The organism is Pseudoxanthomonas winnipegensis (genome assembly GCF_030322905.1).
In the GTDB taxonomy this organism is placed as follows: domain Bacteria; phylum Pseudomonadota; class Gammaproteobacteria; order Xanthomonadales; family Xanthomonadaceae; genus Pseudoxanthomonas_A; species Pseudoxanthomonas_A winnipegensis.
Window position 1 is genome coordinate 646,146 of sequence record NZ_CP095475.1, and the last position, 14,351, is coordinate 660,496.

Consider the following 14,351-nt stretch of genomic DNA (forward strand, 5'->3'; position numbering starts at 1 on the left):
CACGCGCTGCTGAAGAACTTCCTGGAGCCCCGCGCATGACGATCACCGCGCAGGAGGCCCTGCAGCGCACCATCGAGCATCGCGAGATCTTCTTCGACGAGATGGTCGGCCTGATGCGCCAGGTCATGCGCGGCGAGATGTCGCCGCTGATGACCGCCGCCATCATCACCGGCCTGCGGGTGAAGAAGGAGACCATCGGCGAGATCGCCGGCGCGGCCACGGTGATGCGCGAGTTCTCGCGCGCGGTCGAGGTGGCCGATCGCACGCACATGGTCGATATCGTCGGCACCGGCGGCGATGGCTCGCACACCTTCAACATCTCCACCTGCGCGATGTTCGTCGCCGCCGCGGCCGGGGCCAAGGTCGCCAAGCACGGCAACCGCAGCGTCTCGTCCAAGTCCGGCAGCGCCGACGCGCTCGAGGCCCTGGGCGCGCGCATCGAGCTGCAGCCCGAGCAGGTCGCCCGGGCCATCGCCGCCACCGGCATCGGCTTCATGTTCGCGCCCATCCACCACCCGGCGATGAAGGTGGTCGCGCCGGTGCGCCGCGAGATGGGCGTGCGCACCATCTTCAACATCCTGGGGCCGCTGACCAACCCGGCCGGCGCGCCGAACATCCTGATGGGCGTGTTCCATCCCGACCTGGTCGGCATCCAGGCCCGCGTGCTGCACCAGCTGGGCGCCGAGCGCGCGCTGGTGGTGTGGGGGCGCGACGGCATGGACGAACTCTCGCTCGGCGCCGGCACGCTGGTGGGCGAACTGCGCGACGGCAAGGTGCGCGAGTACGAACTGCATCCGGAGGATTTCGGCATCGCCATGTCGGCCAGCCGCAACCTCAAGGTGGACGGCCCCGAGCAGTCCATCGCGATGCTGCGCGCGGTGCTGGCCGGCGAGCCCGGCCCGGCGCTGGACATCGTCGCCTACAACGCCGGCGCGGCGCTGTACGTGGCCGGGGTGCGCGACTCTATCGCCGCCGGCATCGAGGCGGCGCGCGCGGCCATCGCCGACGGACGCGCCGCCGACAAGCTGCGCCAGTACGTGGACTTCACCCGCGCGCTGTCGTGAGCGACGACGCCTTCGCCACGCTGCCCAGGCCGCCGTACTGGTCGGTGGCCTTCTCCTCGCGTCGCAGCGCGGGCGATGACGCCGCCTATGGTGAGGCGGCGGCGCGCATGGTCGCGCTGGCGCGCCAGCAGCCCGGTTTCCTCGGGGTGGAATCGGCGCGCGGCGCCGATGGCTTCGGCATCACCATCTCCTACTGGGACAGCGAAGCCGCCATCGCCGCCTGGCGCGCCCATGCCGAGCACGCCGCGGCGCGCGCTACCGGCCGCCGCGACTGGTACAGCCATTTCGAGCTGCGGATCGGGCGGGTCGAGCGCGCCTACGGCGGCCCCTGACCGCCGGGTCAGGCCCGCGACGGGCGACAATGCGACAATTCCCCTCCAGCCGCGCCGCACGCGGCATGCACAAGACCCCATGAGCGACATCCTCGACACCATCCTGGCCCGCAAGCGCGAGGAAATCGCCGCGCGCAGCGCGCAGGTTCCGCTGGACGACCTGATCGCGCGCGTGGGCGACGCCTCGCCCGTGCGCGGCTTCGCCGACGCGCTGCGCCGGGCCATCGCCGCCGGCGAGCCGGGCGTGATCGCCGAGGTCAAGAAGGCCAGCCCGTCCAAGGGCGTGATCCGCGCGGACTTCAATCCGGCCGAGATCGCGGTGAGCTACGAGTTCGGCGGCGCCAGCTGCCTGTCGGTGCTGACCGATGTGGACTTCTTCCAGGGCGCCGACGCCTACCTGCAGCAGGCGCGCGAGGCCTGCACCCTGCCGGTGCTGCGCAAGGATTTCACCATCGATCCCTATCAGGTGTACGAGGCGCGCGTGCTGGGCGCCGACTGCATCCTGCTGATCGTCGCGGCCCTGGACGACGACCAGCTGGTGTCGCTGGCCGACCTGGCCATGCGGTTGGGCATGGACGTGCTGGTCGAGGTCCACGACATCGACGAGCTCGAACGCGCGCTGCAGGTGCCGGCGCCGCTGCTGGGCATCAACAACCGCAACCTGCGCACCTTCGAGGTGTCGCTGAACAACACCCTGGACATGCGCCACGCCGTGCCGCGCGACCGCATCCTGGTGACCGAGAGCGGCATCGTCACCGCCGACGATGTGGCCACGATGCGCGGGCAGGGGGTGCACGCCTTCCTGGTCGGCGAGACCTTCATGCGCACGCCCGAGCCGGGCGAGTCGCTGCGCCAGCTGTTCTTCGCCGCATGAGCGCGGCCGGGCCGCACCCGGTACCGGCCGCCGACGCGCCGGTGGTGGTGTTCGACTTCGACCACACCCTGTACGACGGCGACTCGGGCAGCCATCTGTTCGCCTGGCTGATCCGGCGCAGCTGGCTGCGCACGGCGGTGGCGCTGGCGCTGACCCCGCTGCTGGGGCCGCTGGTGGCGATGCTGCCCACGCGCCGGCGCGGCATCTCCGGCTATGTGTGGATCGCCACCTTCGGCCTGCACCGCCGCCGCGACCTGGATGCGCTGATCGATCGCTATGTCGAGGCCAACCGCACGCAGATGCAGGCCCGGCTGCTGCCCGCCGCGCTGGAGGTCTTCGCCGCCCATCGCGTCGCCGGCGACCGGGTGGTGGTGGCCACCGGCGCCCCGCCGGAGCTGGCCCGCGCGATCCTGTCCTTCGTCGCCCACCAGGACGTGCCGGTGATCGGCACGGTGGTCGGCCCGAAGTTCGGCGCCGTGGCCGCGCGCCGCCACTGCCATCACGAAGAGAAGATGCGCATGCTGCGCGAGCAGGGCTATGGCGAGATCGCCATGGCCTATTCGGACAGCACGGCCGACCTGCCGCTGCTCAAGGCCGCGCGGCGCGCGGTGGTGGTCAATCCCAAGCACAGCGCAGTGGAGCTGTTCCGCCGCGTGCTGCCGGCCGGCACGCCCATCCTCAACTGGGGCTGCCGCGACCGCGCCGGCGACACCGTCGGCGCCTGATCGTCCCAGGCGCGGCCGTGCGGCCGCGTTCGTTCCCGCCTATCGCCGCGACACGCGTGTTCCTCCGCGGTCAGCCGCCAGCGCCTGCGTAGGCGCTGTCGCTGCCTGCCAGGGCGCGGTGCAGCGCCGCGTTCCACTGGCCGCGATCGATGTCGTAGGTGCCGAAGCTGCCATCGAAGTCCCAGTACGCCCAGGCGAAATGCCGCTTCTCCGCGGCATTGACCACGGCCACGGTCCAGGCCAGGCGGTCGTCCAGTGGCGCCTGCTCATGGGTGCCGAATTCGCCCAGCAGAACCTGCCGGTGATGCGCCTGCGCCCAGGCCGCGATGGTGTCGAATTCGTGGTACAGCCTGGCCCGGTCGGCCGCGCTGCCCCAGTGCACGCCGGTGTGGTCGCGGACGTCCGCCGGCGCCCATGAAGCGCCCTGGTGGGTGAAACGGAACGGGTTGTAGTAGTGGACGGTGACCAGCAGATGCGGGTCGTCGGGCAGCTGCAGGCCGTCGAGCGCGGTGAAGGAGTTGCCTTTGGCAGGACCGATCACCACCGTGCGGGTCGGGTTGTCGCGACGGATGATGCGCAGCGCGTCGCCCAGCAGGCCGTTCCACACTTCGCTGGTCACCTGGCCGCCGGGTTCATTGAGGATCTCGAACAGCACCGAGGACGGCGCCTGGTGGAAGCGCCAGGCGATCTGACTCCAGAACGCCAGCAGCCTGGTCCGACATGAGGCTGCGTCGGCGGCGCAGGGATGGTAGTCGTGCTCGTCCAGGATCACGTTCATGCCCGCCGCCGTGGCCTGAGCGACCACGGTGTCCAGCGTCTGCAGCCAGACCGGGTCCAGGCGGTTGTCCGCATCCATGTGGGCGAAGGCCTGCAGATTGACCCGCACCGTGCGGAAGCCGCCGTCGCGGATCGTGCGGTACAGCGGCGGACGGAAGCGCGCCTTGGCCGGGTCGTTCCACATCGGGTCGTAGCCGAGGATGTTGACCCCGCGCCCGAGCCGGGCGAAGGCCTCGTCCGCCCGCGCACGCGGCGCCGGCAGCGCCACGCACAGCAACGCCAGCAGCATCAAAAAGGCACGGCGCATCGCGATCTCGCGGGACAGAGGACTGGGAAGACCAGGCGCGACGCCCTCGGCGACCGCATCCCGACCGCGATCATCGCGCGCCCGGCCCCCAGAAAAACGAACGCCGCCTTACCGCCGGCAATCCCGACCGCGCATCCGGCGCGGCGTAGCGAACACTGCTATCCCGAATCCCGAATCCCGAATCCCGAATCCCGAATCCCGAATCCCGAATCCCGAATCCCGAATCCCGAATCCCGAATCCCGAATCCCGAATCCCGAATCCCGAATCCCGAATCCCGAATCCCGCCCCACGGCGCCCCGCGCCGAGGGCCCCCGGGCCCCTCACGCCGTCAGCGCGTCCCGTACAGCACCACCGTCTTGCCACGGGCATGCAGCAGGCCGTCGGCCTGCAGCTTCTTCAGCACCCGGCCGGCCATCTCGCGCGAGCAGCCGACCAGACGGGCCAGCTCCTGGCGCGAGACGCGCAGCTGGGTCCCCTGCGGGTGGCTCATGGCCTCCGGCTCGTGGGCCAGGTCGTGCAGGGTGCGAATGATGCGGTCGGTCACATCCAGGAAGGCCAGCCGGCTGGCCTTGCGGCTGGTATCTAGCAGGCGGCGCGAGAGCTGGGTGCCGATGGCGAACAGCAGCTTGGCCGCATCCGAGGCCAGCTGGCCGCCGAAGAGCTGGTGCAGGCGCTCGTAGCTGATCTCGGCCAGTTCGCACTGGGTGCGGGTACGCAGCACCACCTCGCGCTTGTCCGACTCGATGAACAGGCCCATCTCGCCGACGAACTCGCCCGGGCCGAAGTAGCCCAGCACCAGCTCGCGGTCCTCGTCTTCCTCGGCCAGGATGCTGACCGAGCCGCTGACCACGTAGTACAGGGTTCCAGCCGGGTCGCCGGGGCGGAAGACATCGGCCCGGGCGGGGTAGCGGCGGCGGTGGCTGTTGGACAGAAACGACTCGATGGTCGTCAGATCCGGGATCAGCGCGCCGGCCGGCGAACGGGTCAGGCTCGGTGGAAGACCTGCTTTCATGTCGGCTCTTGAACTGAAGCGAATGTCAGCGAGCTTAGTCTGAATGTGTCGCTCACGGCAATGCGCGGTGCGGTGTCATTTCACCGTCAGGGCATTTGCCCCATAATTCGCCCCTTCACCCGTTTCCTTCACAGGTCCCACTGCCGTGGTCAAACCACTGCCGCGTCTGAGGCTGCAGGGCTTCAACAACCTCACCAAGGCGCTGAGCTTCAATATCTACGACGTCTGCTATGCCGTGTCCGAGGACGAGCGCCAGCGCTACATCGAGTACATCGATGAAGAGTACAACGCCGACCGCCTGACCCAGATCCTGACGGATGTGGCCGAAATCATCGGCGCCAACATCCTCAACGTCGCGCGCCAGGACTACGACCCGCAGGGGGCGTCGGTCACCATCCTCATTTCCGAGGAACCTGTGATCGACAAGAAGCAGGCCGGCAAGGAGGTGATCTCCGATGCGGTGGTCGCGCATCTGGACAAGAGCCACATCACCGTCCACACCTATCCGGAGACCCATCCGCAGGCGGGCATCGCGACCTTCCGCGCGGACATCGACGTGGCCACCTGCGGGGTGATCTCGCCGCTGAAGGCGCTGAACTACCTGATCGAGTCGTTCGAGTCGGACATCGTGATCATGGACTATCGCGTCCGTGGCTTCACCCGCGACATCAAGGGCAAGAAGCACTACATCGATCACAAGATCAACTCGATCCAGGACTTCATGGCCAAGAACATCAAGTCGCGCTACGAGATGATCGACGTCAACGTCTATCAGGAAAACATCTTCCACACCAAGATGCACCTGACCGACTTCGACCTGGACCAGTACCTGTTCGAGGAGAAGGCGCGCAACCTCTCGTTCAAGGAGCGCATGAAGATCGAGAGTCTGCTCAAGCGCGAGATCGAGGAGCTCTTCCACGGCCGCAACCTGGCCGAGTGAGGGCGCGGGTCAGGCGCGGTTGCACGGGCCTGACGTAAAGTCCTGATATCAAGGCGGGACGACCCGCCCGCGGCCCTCAAGGCCGCGCCGCAGGATGACCGACGACGGTCCGGGCTCGCGCCCGGGCCGTTTCGCTTTTTACGGCCCTGCGCGTTTCACACCGTTGTTGGATGCAAAGGAGAACTCGCCATGTCCTGGCTCTATCTGCTGGCCGCCGGCCTGCTGGAAATCTGTTTCGCCATGGGCCTGAAGTACACCGAAGGCTTCACCCGGCTGTGGCCGAGCGTGGGCACGATGCTGGCCGCCGGCGCCAGCCTGTGGCTGATGACCCAGGCGATGAAGGGCATCCCGGTCGGTACGGCCTACGCGGTCTGGACCGGCATCGGCGCCACCGGCGTGGCGGTGGCCGGCATGCTGCTGTTCGCCGAATCGGCCTCGCCCGCGCGGCTGGCCTGCATCGGGCTGATCGTGGCCGGCGTCGTCGGCCTGAAGCTGGTGTCGTGATCGGGCCTGCGGAGCAGAGCTAATCGCCCTGCACCTGGATCACGCGCGCAGGGCGCTGCTGGGTGGGAGCAACTGTCTCCTCAGCAGCCGCCCGTCTGTAGAGCGGAGCTTGCTCCGCTGCTCTTCGTTCGGTTCGTGGGGAGGGCCCCAGCGGAGCAAGCTCCGCTCTACAGGGGAGAGCCGCCATGGCGGCGATGGGGCTTTACCGGGAAGGCTTCATCGCCGCCATGGCGGCTCCCACGGAATTGCTTCGCTGTCTGCGAGGTGGCGACTGGATCGGCGGGCTGCCGCTCCTCCCTCAAAAGCACTGGGCTGCACCCAGGCAGGGACCGCGCCCAGGCGGCAGCGAACACTTGGCGCCCGGCCGCACCCGCTCAGAGCCGGTAAGCCACCGTCTTCATCACCTGCGAGGCGAACTGCATCACGCCGGGGATCGGGAAGGGCAGCGTGCGGGCGCCGGCGTCTTCGGCCTGGTCGGCGTGGCGGGCCTCGTCGGCCTTCATCACCTGCAGCACGTCGCGGCTGCGCAGGTCGGCCGGGGGCAGGATGTCCAGGTGCTCGTCCAGGTGGGCCTCCACCTGGCGCTCAGTCTCGACCACGAAGCCCAGATTCCAGCCGTCGCCGCGCAGGCCGGCCAGCACGCCGATGGCGTAGCTGCCCGAGTACCACAGGGGATTGAGCAGGCTGGGCCGGCTGTCCAGTTCGCGCAGGCGCCGCGCGCACCAGGCCAGGTGGTCGGTTTCCTCCTGGGCGGCGTGCAGCAGGTGGGCGCGGGTGGCCGGGTCCCGCGCCACGGCGGCCTGGCCCGAATACAAGGCCTGCGCGCAGACCTCGCCGACATGGTTGATGCGCATCAGCCCGGCCGCGTGGCGGCGCTCGGCCGGGTCCAGGGCGATCTCGGGCGTGGCGGCGGCCGGATAGGGGCGCTGCGCCGAGGGGCTGCCCAGGGTGGTCTCCAGCGCGCGCTGGGCTTCGTCCAGCAGGCGGTCCAGCGGCGAATGCAGGCGGGTGACAGTCATGGCGGAGCGGGTCGGTCCGAAAGGCGCCGCGGCAGGCGGCCATGGGGACATGTTCCCCCGCGCCGTGGCCGCCTGCCAACCGCCGCAGGCAGCCACTTGCAATGCCAGGCCGGCATCCGTACAATTCCGCGCCTTCCGTTTCACCCTTCACAACGCGTGGCAAAGTTCCGCGCCCTGGCTGTTCGCCGGACGCGCAATCCGCCCGACCAAACACAAGAGCTTCTTCCATGAGCACGTTCACCGCAAAGAACGAGACCGTCCAGCGCGACTGGTACCTCGTCGACGCCTCCGGCAAAACGCTGGGCCGTCTGTCCTCCGAGCTGGCCCGCCGCCTGCGTGGCAAGCACAAGCCGGTCTACACCCCGCACGTCGACACCGGTGACTACCTGGTGGTCATCAACGCCGAGAAGATCACTGTCACCGGCAAGAAGCTCACCGACAAGAAGTATCACCGCTTCACCGGCTACATCGGCAACCTGAAGACCGAGACCCTGCAGCAGGCGCTGGAGCGTCATCCGGAACGCGTGATCGAGACCGCCGTCAAGGGCATGCTGCCGAAGGGCCCGCTGGGCCGCGCCATGTACCGCAAGCTGAAGGTCTACGCCGGTTCCAACCATCCGCACGCCGCACAGCAGCCGCAGGTCCTGGACATCTAATCATGGCTATCACTCAGAACTACGGCACCGGCCGTCGCAAGTCCTCCACCGCCCGCGTGTTCCTGCGCAAGGGCTCGGGCAAGATCACCGTCAACGACCGTCCGCTGGACGAGTTCTTCGGCCGTGAGACCGCGCGCATGATCGTGCGCCAGCCGCTGGAGCTGACCAAGAACACCGAGAGCTTCGACATCGTCGTGACCGCCGCCGGCGGTGGCACCACCGGCCAGGCCGGCGCGATCCGCCTGGGCATCGCCCGTGCGCTGGTCGAGTACGACGAGACCCTGAAGTCCGAGCTGCGCAAGGCCGGTTTCATGACCCGCGATGCGCGCGAAGTCGAGCGCAAGAAGGTCGGCCTGCACAAGGCGCGTCGCGCCACGCAGTTCTCCAAGCGCTGATCGTTTTACGCTTTACCCTGGGCGGCGTGGTTCGTATACTTCGCCGCCCAGCTGCACCATAGCCCCGTCGCCAAGCGGTAAGGCACCTGACTCTGACTCAGGCATTCGGAGGTTCGAATCCTTCCGGGGCTGCCATCTTCAAGAAGAACCCGCCTTCATGGCGGGTTTTTTCTTGCCCGCGCGCTGGCGCCGCCATGCGCTGAACGGGGCCCGCGCCCCCTGTGTCTGTTCAACGCCTAGGGCAAGGGCGCCTCTGGGGCCGCGTGTAGAATTTCCGGCTGTTCCGCGGCCGCCATCGCCGCCGCTTCCCCGATACGGCGCCTGCTCATGCGTGTTTCCCCGAATCCTCCCCTGACTCCGGCTGCCGAGGTGCTCGAGCGCATGCGCGTGGACGGTTACGCCGTGCTCGACCGTGCGGCGGTGGGCAGCATCGCCGGCTGCGACGAGGCGGCGCTGGCCGCGCTCGCGCCGGGCTGGGACGATCTGGCGGTTGACACCTACCTGCGCGACGGCGGGCGCTATCGCCGCCGCCGCCACGCCTGCTTCGTGCAGGAGGGCGACGCGCTGACGCTGGCGCCGCACCGCGCGCACTGGCAGTCGGAGGACTACAACGCCCTGCACGGCGGCATGCACCGCTGGTTCGAGCCGGTCGAGGCGCGGACGCTGGCGCTGCCGGCGTGGTCGGGCCTGATCGATGGGTTCGGCCGGCTGTTCGCCCGGCTGCGCGGGCAGTCGCGCTGGTTCATCGAGGCGCACCAGTTCCGCATCGACACGACCGACGGCATCGGCCGGCCCACGCCCGAGGGCGCGCATCGCGACGGCGTGGACTTCGTGGCGGTGCTGCTGGTGGATCGGGTGGACATCAAGGGCGGCGAGACGCGGGTGTTCGAGGCCGAAGGCACCCACGGCCAGCGCTTCACCCTGGCCCAGCCGTGGTCGGCGCTGCTGCTGGACGACGCGCGGGTGATCCACGAGTCCACCCCGATCCAGCCGGCCGGCGAGGCCGGGCACCGCGACACGCTGGTGCTGACCTACCGGGCCGGGGCGTTCCAGGGCGAGGACTGAGCGCGCCTGCCGGCGAACTGGTTACAATCGCAACAATTTCGCTGGGGCAGCCGTGGAGGGCGGGCAATGAAGCTGGGTTCGTTAAAGGAAGGCGGCCGCGACGGCACGCTGATCGTGGTCTCGCGCGACCTGTCGCGTGCGGTGCGCGCGGTCGGCATCGCGCCGACCCTGCAGCGCGCGCTGGAGGAGTGGGCCAGCCTCGCCCCGCGCCTGCAGGCCCTGGCGCAGGCGCTGGAGACGGACCAGGCCGACGGCGTGTTCGCGCTGGACATGGCGGCCCTGGCCGCGCCGCTGCCGCGGGCCTACGAGTTCCTCGATGGCAGTGCCTATCTGGCCCACGTCGAACGCGTGCGCCAGGCGCGTGGCGCGCAGGTGCCGGAGAGCTTCTACACCGATCCGCTGATGTACCAGGCCACCAGCGCCGGCTTCCTGGGCCCGCGCGAGCCGATCCGCGTGGCCAGCGAGGACTTCGGCATCGACCTGGAGGCCGAGGTGGTGGTGGTCACCGACGACGTGCCGATGGGCGTGGACGCGGCGCGTGCCGGCGAGCACATCCAACTGGTCGGCCTGGTCAACGACTTGTCCCTGCGCAATCTGATCCCGGCCGAGCTGGCCAAGGGCTTCGGCTTCCTGCAGTCCAAGCCGCGCTCGGCGCTCTCGCCGGTGCTAGTCACGCCGGACGAGCTGGGCGATGCCTGGGCCGGGCACAAGCTGCACCTGGCCATGCGCACCCAGCTCAACGGCGCCTGGTTCGGCGAGCCGGAGGCCGGGGCGGACATGCAGTTCGACTTCGCCCAGCTGATCGCGCACGCCGCGCGGACCCGGCCGCTGGTGGCCGGCACCCTGGTCGGCTCGGGCACCATCGCCAACCACGACACGGGCAAGGGCGCTTCCTGCCTGGCCGAACAGCGCGTGGTAGAGACCCTGCGCGACGGGCAGGCGAGTACGCCGTTCCTGGCGTTCGGCGACACGGTGCGCATCGAGATGCTGGGACGCGACGGCGCCTCGGTGTTCGGCGCGATCGAGCAGCGCGTCGAACGCCAGGCCTAGGGCGGGCATCAGGCGGGCGCACGGCGCCCGCGTGCGCGACAATCGCCGGTTCCGGCCGCCATGGGGGAGGCCGGTGCGACATTCCTCGAGGTTCTGCGCGTGTCCGACCGTCTGCGGCTGTATTCCTATTGGCGTTCCAGCGCCGCCTACCGGGTCCGCATCGGACTGAACCTCAAGGGCCTGCCCTACGACCTGGAGCCGGTGCACCTGGTGCGCGACGGCGGGCAGCAGCACCATCCGGACTACGCGCGGCTCAACCCGCAGCACCTGGTGCCCACGCTGATGCATGGCAAGCGGGTGCTGCGCCAGTCGCTGGCGATCCTGGAGTATCTGGACGAGAGCTGGCCGGAGCGGCCGCTGATGCCGTCCAGCGCCCGCGACCGCGCCCGCGTGCGCGCGCTGGCGCAGCTGGTGGCCTGCGATATCCACCCGCTGGGCAATCTGCGCGTGCTGCGCTTCTTCGACGAGGAATGGCGCGTGCCGCCGGTCGAGCGCGAGGCCTGGGTGCGGCACTGGGTGGGCGAGGGGCTGCAGGCGATGGAGACCCTGCTGGCCAACGACCTGGTCACCGGCACCTATTGCCATGGCGAGGCGCCGGGCCTGGCCGATTGCTGCCTGATTCCGCAGCTGTACAACGCGCGGCGCTTCGAGGTGGACCTGTCGCCCTATCCGACCATCGCCCGGATCGAGCAGGCCTGCCTGGCGCTGCCGGCCTTCATCCACGCCAGCCCCGAGCGCCAGCCCGACGCGCCAGGGCCGGCGCCTCTGGACGCCTGAGAGGTCTCTCCTCCTGTGGGAGTCGCCATGGCTCCCCCTGTAGAGCGGAGCTTGCTCCGCTGTGGCCTTCCCCACGAACCGAACGAAGAGCAGCGGAGTCCCCAAGAGGGGATCGCCACAAGCTCCGCTCTCCAGGCAGGCCGCTGCGGGATTTGAAGAGACAGGTGCTCCCACGAGCACGCAGTGGCGCGCCTCAGCCGAAGCCGTGCGTGATCGTCGAGGGGGCGCTGCTGTCGTACAGATCGGCGTAAGGGTCGTGCTCGCCCGAGGCGCCCTCGGACAGGCGGAACTTCAGCGCCAGACCATCGCGCGAATCGGCGGCCCGCAGCGCCTCCTCCTGGCTGATCCTGCCTTCCTTGGCCATGCGGAACAGGCACTGGTCGAAGGACTCCATGCCGTCCTCCAGCGACTCCTCCATGGCCTGCTTGATCTCGTGGATCTGGCCGCGGCGCAGCAGGTCGCGGATCACCGGGGTGTTGATCAGGACCTCGGCGGCCGGCAGCCGGCGCCCGTCCACGCCCTTGACCAGGCGCTGGGACACCACGGCGCGCAGGTTCAGCGCCAGGTTCATCAGCACGTTCTTGTGCGCGGTCTCGGGGAAAAAGTTGAGGATGCGCTCGATGGTCTGGTCGGCGTTGTTGGAGTGCAGCGTGGCCAGGCACAGGTGGCCGGTCTCGGCGAAGGCGATGGCCGCCTCCATGGTGGTCGCATCCAGGATCTCGCCGATCAGGATCACGTCCGGCGCCTCGCGCATGGCGTTCTTCAGCGCGTTGTGGAAGGCGTGGGTGTCCAGGCCGACCTCACGCTGATTGACGATGGACTGCTTGTGCTTGTGCAGGTACTCGATCGGGTCCTCGATGGTGAGGATGTGCCCGGTGGTGCTGGAGTTGCGGTAGTCGATCATCGAGGCCAGCGAGGTCGACTTGCCCGAGCCGGTCGAGCCGACCAGCAGCACCAGCCCACGCGGGGTCATGATGATGTCCTTGAGTACCTCCGGCAGCTGCAGCTCCTCGATCGAGGGGATCTTGCTGCGGATGGCGCGGATGACCATGCCCACCTCGCCGCGCTGCTTGAACACGTTGACGCGGAAGCGCCCGGCCTCGGCCAGGGCCACGGCCATGTTGAGCTCCAGGTCGCGCTCGAACTGCGGCACCTGGCCCTCGTCCATCAGCGAATAGGCGATTTTCTTGACCATACCCGGCGGCAGACCGGTGTTGCCAAGGGGGTAGAGCCTGCCTTCGATCTTGATGTAGACGGGCGCGCCGGTGGTCAGGAACATGTCCGACGCGTTCTTTTCCGTCATCAGCTTGAGGAAATAGCCGATGTCCATTGATGAGTCCCCGCTGGCTTGGCGCCTGCACGTCCATTGCAAGTGCGCTATGTGCTTGACGACAATGGCCGCGGATTCCCCCTAGAACGCCGCGGCCATCAAGATGATTCGTAGCTTCGCACAATTCTCCAGACGGCTGTGCGTGACCGGTTTGGCCTTCCTCGCACTCGGTGCCGCAGCGCAGGCGCAGGAAGTGGGCGTGGCCGAACTCGCCGCGGCCCAGGCCGCCGTGCAGCGCGCCAGCGACGCCGACGCCGACCAGTACGCCCCGGACCTGATCCAGGCCGCGCGCGACAAGGTCAGCCAGGCCCAGGCATTGGGCGAGAGCCGCAGCGGCCGCAAGCAGATCCCGCTGCTGGCCCTGCAGGCGCAGGCCGACGCCGACCTGGCCCGTGCGCGCAGCGCGCAGGCCACCGCCCAGGCCCGCCTGGCCCAGGAGCAGTCCGAGATCGATCGGCTGCAGAAGGTCCTGGCCGCCCCGCCGCCCGCCCCGACACCGCTGCCGCCACAGGACACGCTGCCCAAGCTTCCCCTTGACGCCCCGGGAGGCACGCCATGAACCGTTCCCTGTCCCGCGGCCTGCTGCTCGCCCTGGCGCTGGGCCTGGCGCTGCCGGCGCTGGCCGCCGACGACGAGGTCGTAGCCCAGCTCAACGCCCGCCTGAGCGCGCTGGACGCCAACCCCGACCTGCGCGAGCAGGGCGCCTACGAGCGCCTGCAGGCCGTCCAGGCCATCGCCCGCTACGCCGATTCCAAGCGCAGCGAGCGCGATGCCCTGCTGTACGTAGCCCAGCGCCGGGTCGAGATTGCCGAAGTGGCCGCCCAGAACGGCGCCATCGGCCGCCAGATCGACACCCTGGACCGCACCCGCAACGACCTGCTGTTGGAAGCCAGCCGCCGCGAGACCGCGCGTGCGCGCCAGGAGGCCGAGCGCCTGCGCGTGCAGCAGCAGATCCAGGCCGAGGAAGCCGAGCGCCTGCGTCAGCAGGCCGAGGCCGAGGCGGCCGCGCAGGCCGAACAGGTGCAGGAGGTGATTTCCACCGCCACCTCCACCCAGCAGGCCAAGCTCAAAGCGGCCCGGCAGAAGGACGCCGCCCTGGCCCGCCAGGAGGCAGAACTGGTCTCCGGCGCCAAGCTGCCCAAGTCCAGCTTCGGCGCCGACGGGGCCGAGACCTTCGTGCTGACGCCAGCCATGTTCCAGGACGGCAAGGCGACCCTGTCGGCCGCCGGCAAGTCCGCCGTGCAGGCGCTGGCGGCCTACATGGACGCCACCAAGGGCACCAAGCTGCGCGTGGTGGGCTACGGCGATAAACAGCTGGGTGCCGGCCGCTCGGCGGCCCTGCGGACGGCGCTGATTTCCGCCGGCGTGGCCAAGGCCCGGGTCACCGACGGCGGCGGCAAGGGCGCCAGCAAGACGCAGGCGGCCGCGGCCATCGTGGCGCCGTAATTTCATTAAGAATCAGTCATTTATCTGAATCTGCGGCGCCCGTCCCGCTTGCCGGGAGGGTCGTCTTCGCCAAGCCA

At 69.3% G+C, this 14,351-nt stretch carries 17 protein-coding genes and 1 tRNA gene; 14 read left to right on the forward strand and 4 right to left on the reverse strand.

Going from position 1 to position 14,351, the window contains the following annotated elements; genetic code table 11:
* Window positions 1–35: 35 nt before the first annotated feature.
* The 4 genes from trpD (at window position 36) to MWN52_RS02735 (ending at window position 2,995) form a co-directional block, all read left to right on the forward strand.
* Window positions 36–1,064, forward strand: a complete 1,029-nt coding sequence (trpD, locus tag MWN52_RS02720; protein WP_286576501.1) for an anthranilate phosphoribosyltransferase — start codon at window positions 36–38, stop codon at window positions 1,062–1,064.
* Entirely contained in the window at window positions 1,061–1,396 is a 336-nt protein-coding gene (locus MWN52_RS02725; protein WP_286576502.1) for an antibiotic biosynthesis monooxygenase family protein, read from the forward strand. Before trpD ends, MWN52_RS02725 begins: the two co-directional genes overlap by 4 nt.
* A 79-nt stretch (window positions 1,397–1,475) precedes the next feature.
* Window positions 1,476–2,270 carry an indole-3-glycerol phosphate synthase TrpC gene (trpC, locus tag MWN52_RS02730; protein ID WP_130515216.1) on the forward strand — a complete coding sequence of 265 codons (795 nt, stop codon included), beginning with the start codon at window positions 1,476–1,478 and terminating at the stop codon, window positions 2,268–2,270.
* Window positions 2,267–2,995: a haloacid dehalogenase-like hydrolase gene (locus tag MWN52_RS02735; protein ID WP_286576503.1), complete on the forward strand. Its 729-nt coding sequence runs from the start codon at window positions 2,267–2,269 to the stop codon at window positions 2,993–2,995. The genes trpC and MWN52_RS02735 overlap by 4 nt, the downstream gene beginning before the upstream one ends.
* 70 nt (window positions 2,996–3,065) lie before the next feature.
* On the opposite strand, the gene MWN52_RS02740 is transcribed toward MWN52_RS02735, so the two are convergent.
* Window positions 3,066–4,079 carry a glycoside hydrolase family 5 protein gene (locus MWN52_RS02740; RefSeq protein ID WP_286576505.1) on the reverse strand — a complete coding sequence of 338 codons (1,014 nt, stop codon included), beginning with the start codon at window positions 4,077–4,079 and terminating at the stop codon, window positions 3,066–3,068.
* Window positions 4,080–4,408: 329 nt separating this feature from the next.
* A complete protein-coding gene (crp, locus tag MWN52_RS02745; protein WP_130515220.1) occupies window positions 4,409–5,092 on the reverse strand; it encodes a cAMP-activated global transcriptional regulator CRP in 684 nt (227 codons plus the stop codon).
* Window positions 5,093–5,237: 145 nt separating this feature from the next.
* On the opposite strand from crp, the gene speD reads away from it, so the two are divergent.
* Both speD and sugE read left to right on the forward strand, forming a co-directional pair.
* Window positions 5,238–6,032, forward strand: a complete 795-nt coding sequence (speD, locus tag MWN52_RS02750; RefSeq protein ID WP_130515225.1) for an adenosylmethionine decarboxylase — start codon at window positions 5,238–5,240, stop codon at window positions 6,030–6,032.
* A gap of 189 nt (window positions 6,033–6,221) precedes the next feature.
* Window positions 6,222–6,536, forward strand: coding sequence for a quaternary ammonium compound efflux SMR transporter SugE (gene sugE, locus MWN52_RS02755; protein WP_130515227.1), 315 nt, complete (start codon window positions 6,222–6,224; stop codon window positions 6,534–6,536).
* Window positions 6,537–6,910: 374 nt separating this feature from the next.
* On the opposite strand, the gene coq7 is transcribed toward sugE, so the two are convergent.
* Complete coding sequence (gene coq7, locus MWN52_RS02760) at window positions 6,911–7,555, reverse strand: 2-polyprenyl-3-methyl-6-methoxy-1,4-benzoquinone monooxygenase (protein ID WP_130523740.1); 645 nt, start codon at window positions 7,553–7,555, stop codon at window positions 6,911–6,913.
* Between the two features lie 227 nt (window positions 7,556–7,782).
* Between coq7 and rplM the strand changes: the two genes are divergently transcribed.
* The 6 genes from rplM (at window position 7,783) to maiA (ending at window position 11,498) form a co-directional block, all read left to right on the forward strand.
* On the forward strand, window positions 7,783–8,211 hold the full coding sequence (gene rplM / locus MWN52_RS02765; RefSeq protein ID WP_130515231.1) for a 50S ribosomal protein L13: 429 nt from the start codon (window positions 7,783–7,785) through the stop codon (window positions 8,209–8,211).
* Between the two features lie 2 nt (window positions 8,212–8,213).
* Window positions 8,214–8,606: a 30S ribosomal protein S9 gene (gene rpsI / locus MWN52_RS02770; RefSeq protein WP_130515233.1), complete on the forward strand. Its 393-nt coding sequence runs from the start codon at window positions 8,214–8,216 to the stop codon at window positions 8,604–8,606.
* 60 nt (window positions 8,607–8,666) lie between these two features.
* A tRNA-Gln gene (locus MWN52_RS02775) sits at window positions 8,667–8,741 on the forward strand.
* A gap of 192 nt (window positions 8,742–8,933) precedes the next feature.
* Window positions 8,934–9,671 (forward strand): 2OG-Fe dioxygenase family protein, encoded by a 738-nt coding sequence (locus tag MWN52_RS02780; RefSeq protein WP_286576508.1) that lies wholly within the window; start codon window positions 8,934–8,936, stop codon window positions 9,669–9,671.
* Window positions 9,672–9,737: 66 nt separating this feature from the next.
* On the forward strand, window positions 9,738–10,721 hold the full coding sequence (locus MWN52_RS02785; RefSeq protein ID WP_286576509.1) for a fumarylacetoacetate hydrolase family protein: 984 nt from the start codon (window positions 9,738–9,740) through the stop codon (window positions 10,719–10,721).
* 99 nt (window positions 10,722–10,820) lie between these two features.
* Window positions 10,821–11,498 (forward strand): maleylacetoacetate isomerase, encoded by a 678-nt coding sequence (gene maiA / locus MWN52_RS02790; protein WP_130515237.1) that lies wholly within the window; start codon window positions 10,821–10,823, stop codon window positions 11,496–11,498.
* Window positions 11,499–11,691: 193 nt separating this feature from the next.
* On the opposite strand, the gene MWN52_RS02795 is transcribed toward maiA, so the two are convergent.
* On the reverse strand, window positions 11,692–12,828 hold the full coding sequence (locus MWN52_RS02795; RefSeq protein ID WP_130515239.1) for a PilT/PilU family type 4a pilus ATPase: 1,137 nt from the start codon (window positions 12,826–12,828) through the stop codon (window positions 11,692–11,694).
* Between the two features lie 142 nt (window positions 12,829–12,970).
* Between MWN52_RS02795 and MWN52_RS02800 the strand changes: the two genes are divergently transcribed.
* Window positions 12,971–13,387, forward strand: a complete 417-nt coding sequence (locus tag MWN52_RS02800; protein WP_286576510.1) for a DUF4398 domain-containing protein — start codon at window positions 12,971–12,973, stop codon at window positions 13,385–13,387.
* Window positions 13,384–14,274 (forward strand): OmpA family protein, encoded by an 891-nt coding sequence (locus MWN52_RS02805; protein WP_286576511.1) that lies wholly within the window; start codon window positions 13,384–13,386, stop codon window positions 14,272–14,274. The genes MWN52_RS02800 and MWN52_RS02805 overlap by 4 nt, the downstream gene beginning before the upstream one ends.
* Window positions 14,275–14,351 lie beyond the last annotated feature (77 nt).

Bases quoted from the DNA above. Each gene is read 5' to 3' on its own strand.
- trpD (WP_286576501.1), top strand. From the start codon at position 36: ATGACGATCACCGCGCAGGAGGCCCTGCAGCGCACCATCGAGCATCGC.
- trpC (WP_130515216.1), top strand. From the start codon at position 1,476: ATGAGCGACATCCTCGACACCATCCTGGCCCGCAAGCGCGAGGAAATC.
- MWN52_RS02735 (WP_286576503.1), top strand. From the start codon at position 2,267: ATGAGCGCGGCCGGGCCGCACCCGGTACCGGCCGCCGACGCGCCGGTG.
- MWN52_RS02740 (WP_286576505.1), bottom strand. From the start codon at position 4,079: ATGCGCCGTGCCTTTTTGATGCTGCTGGCGTTGCTGTGCGTGGCGCTG.
- crp (WP_130515220.1), bottom strand. From the start codon at position 5,092: ATGAAAGCAGGTCTTCCACCGAGCCTGACCCGTTCGCCGGCCGGCGCG.
- sugE (WP_130515227.1), top strand. From the start codon at position 6,222: ATGTCCTGGCTCTATCTGCTGGCCGCCGGCCTGCTGGAAATCTGTTTC.
- coq7 (WP_130523740.1), bottom strand. From the start codon at position 7,555: ATGACTGTCACCCGCCTGCATTCGCCGCTGGACCGCCTGCTGGACGAA.
- rplM (WP_130515231.1), top strand. From the start codon at position 7,783: ATGAGCACGTTCACCGCAAAGAACGAGACCGTCCAGCGCGACTGGTAC.
- rpsI (WP_130515233.1), top strand. From the start codon at position 8,214: ATGGCTATCACTCAGAACTACGGCACCGGCCGTCGCAAGTCCTCCACC.
- MWN52_RS02780 (WP_286576508.1), top strand. From the start codon at position 8,934: ATGCGTGTTTCCCCGAATCCTCCCCTGACTCCGGCTGCCGAGGTGCTC.
- MWN52_RS02785 (WP_286576509.1), top strand. From the start codon at position 9,738: ATGAAGCTGGGTTCGTTAAAGGAAGGCGGCCGCGACGGCACGCTGATC.
- MWN52_RS02795 (WP_130515239.1), bottom strand. From the start codon at position 12,828: ATGGACATCGGCTATTTCCTCAAGCTGATGACGGAAAAGAACGCGTCG.
- MWN52_RS02805 (WP_286576511.1), top strand. From the start codon at position 13,384: ATGAACCGTTCCCTGTCCCGCGGCCTGCTGCTCGCCCTGGCGCTGGGC.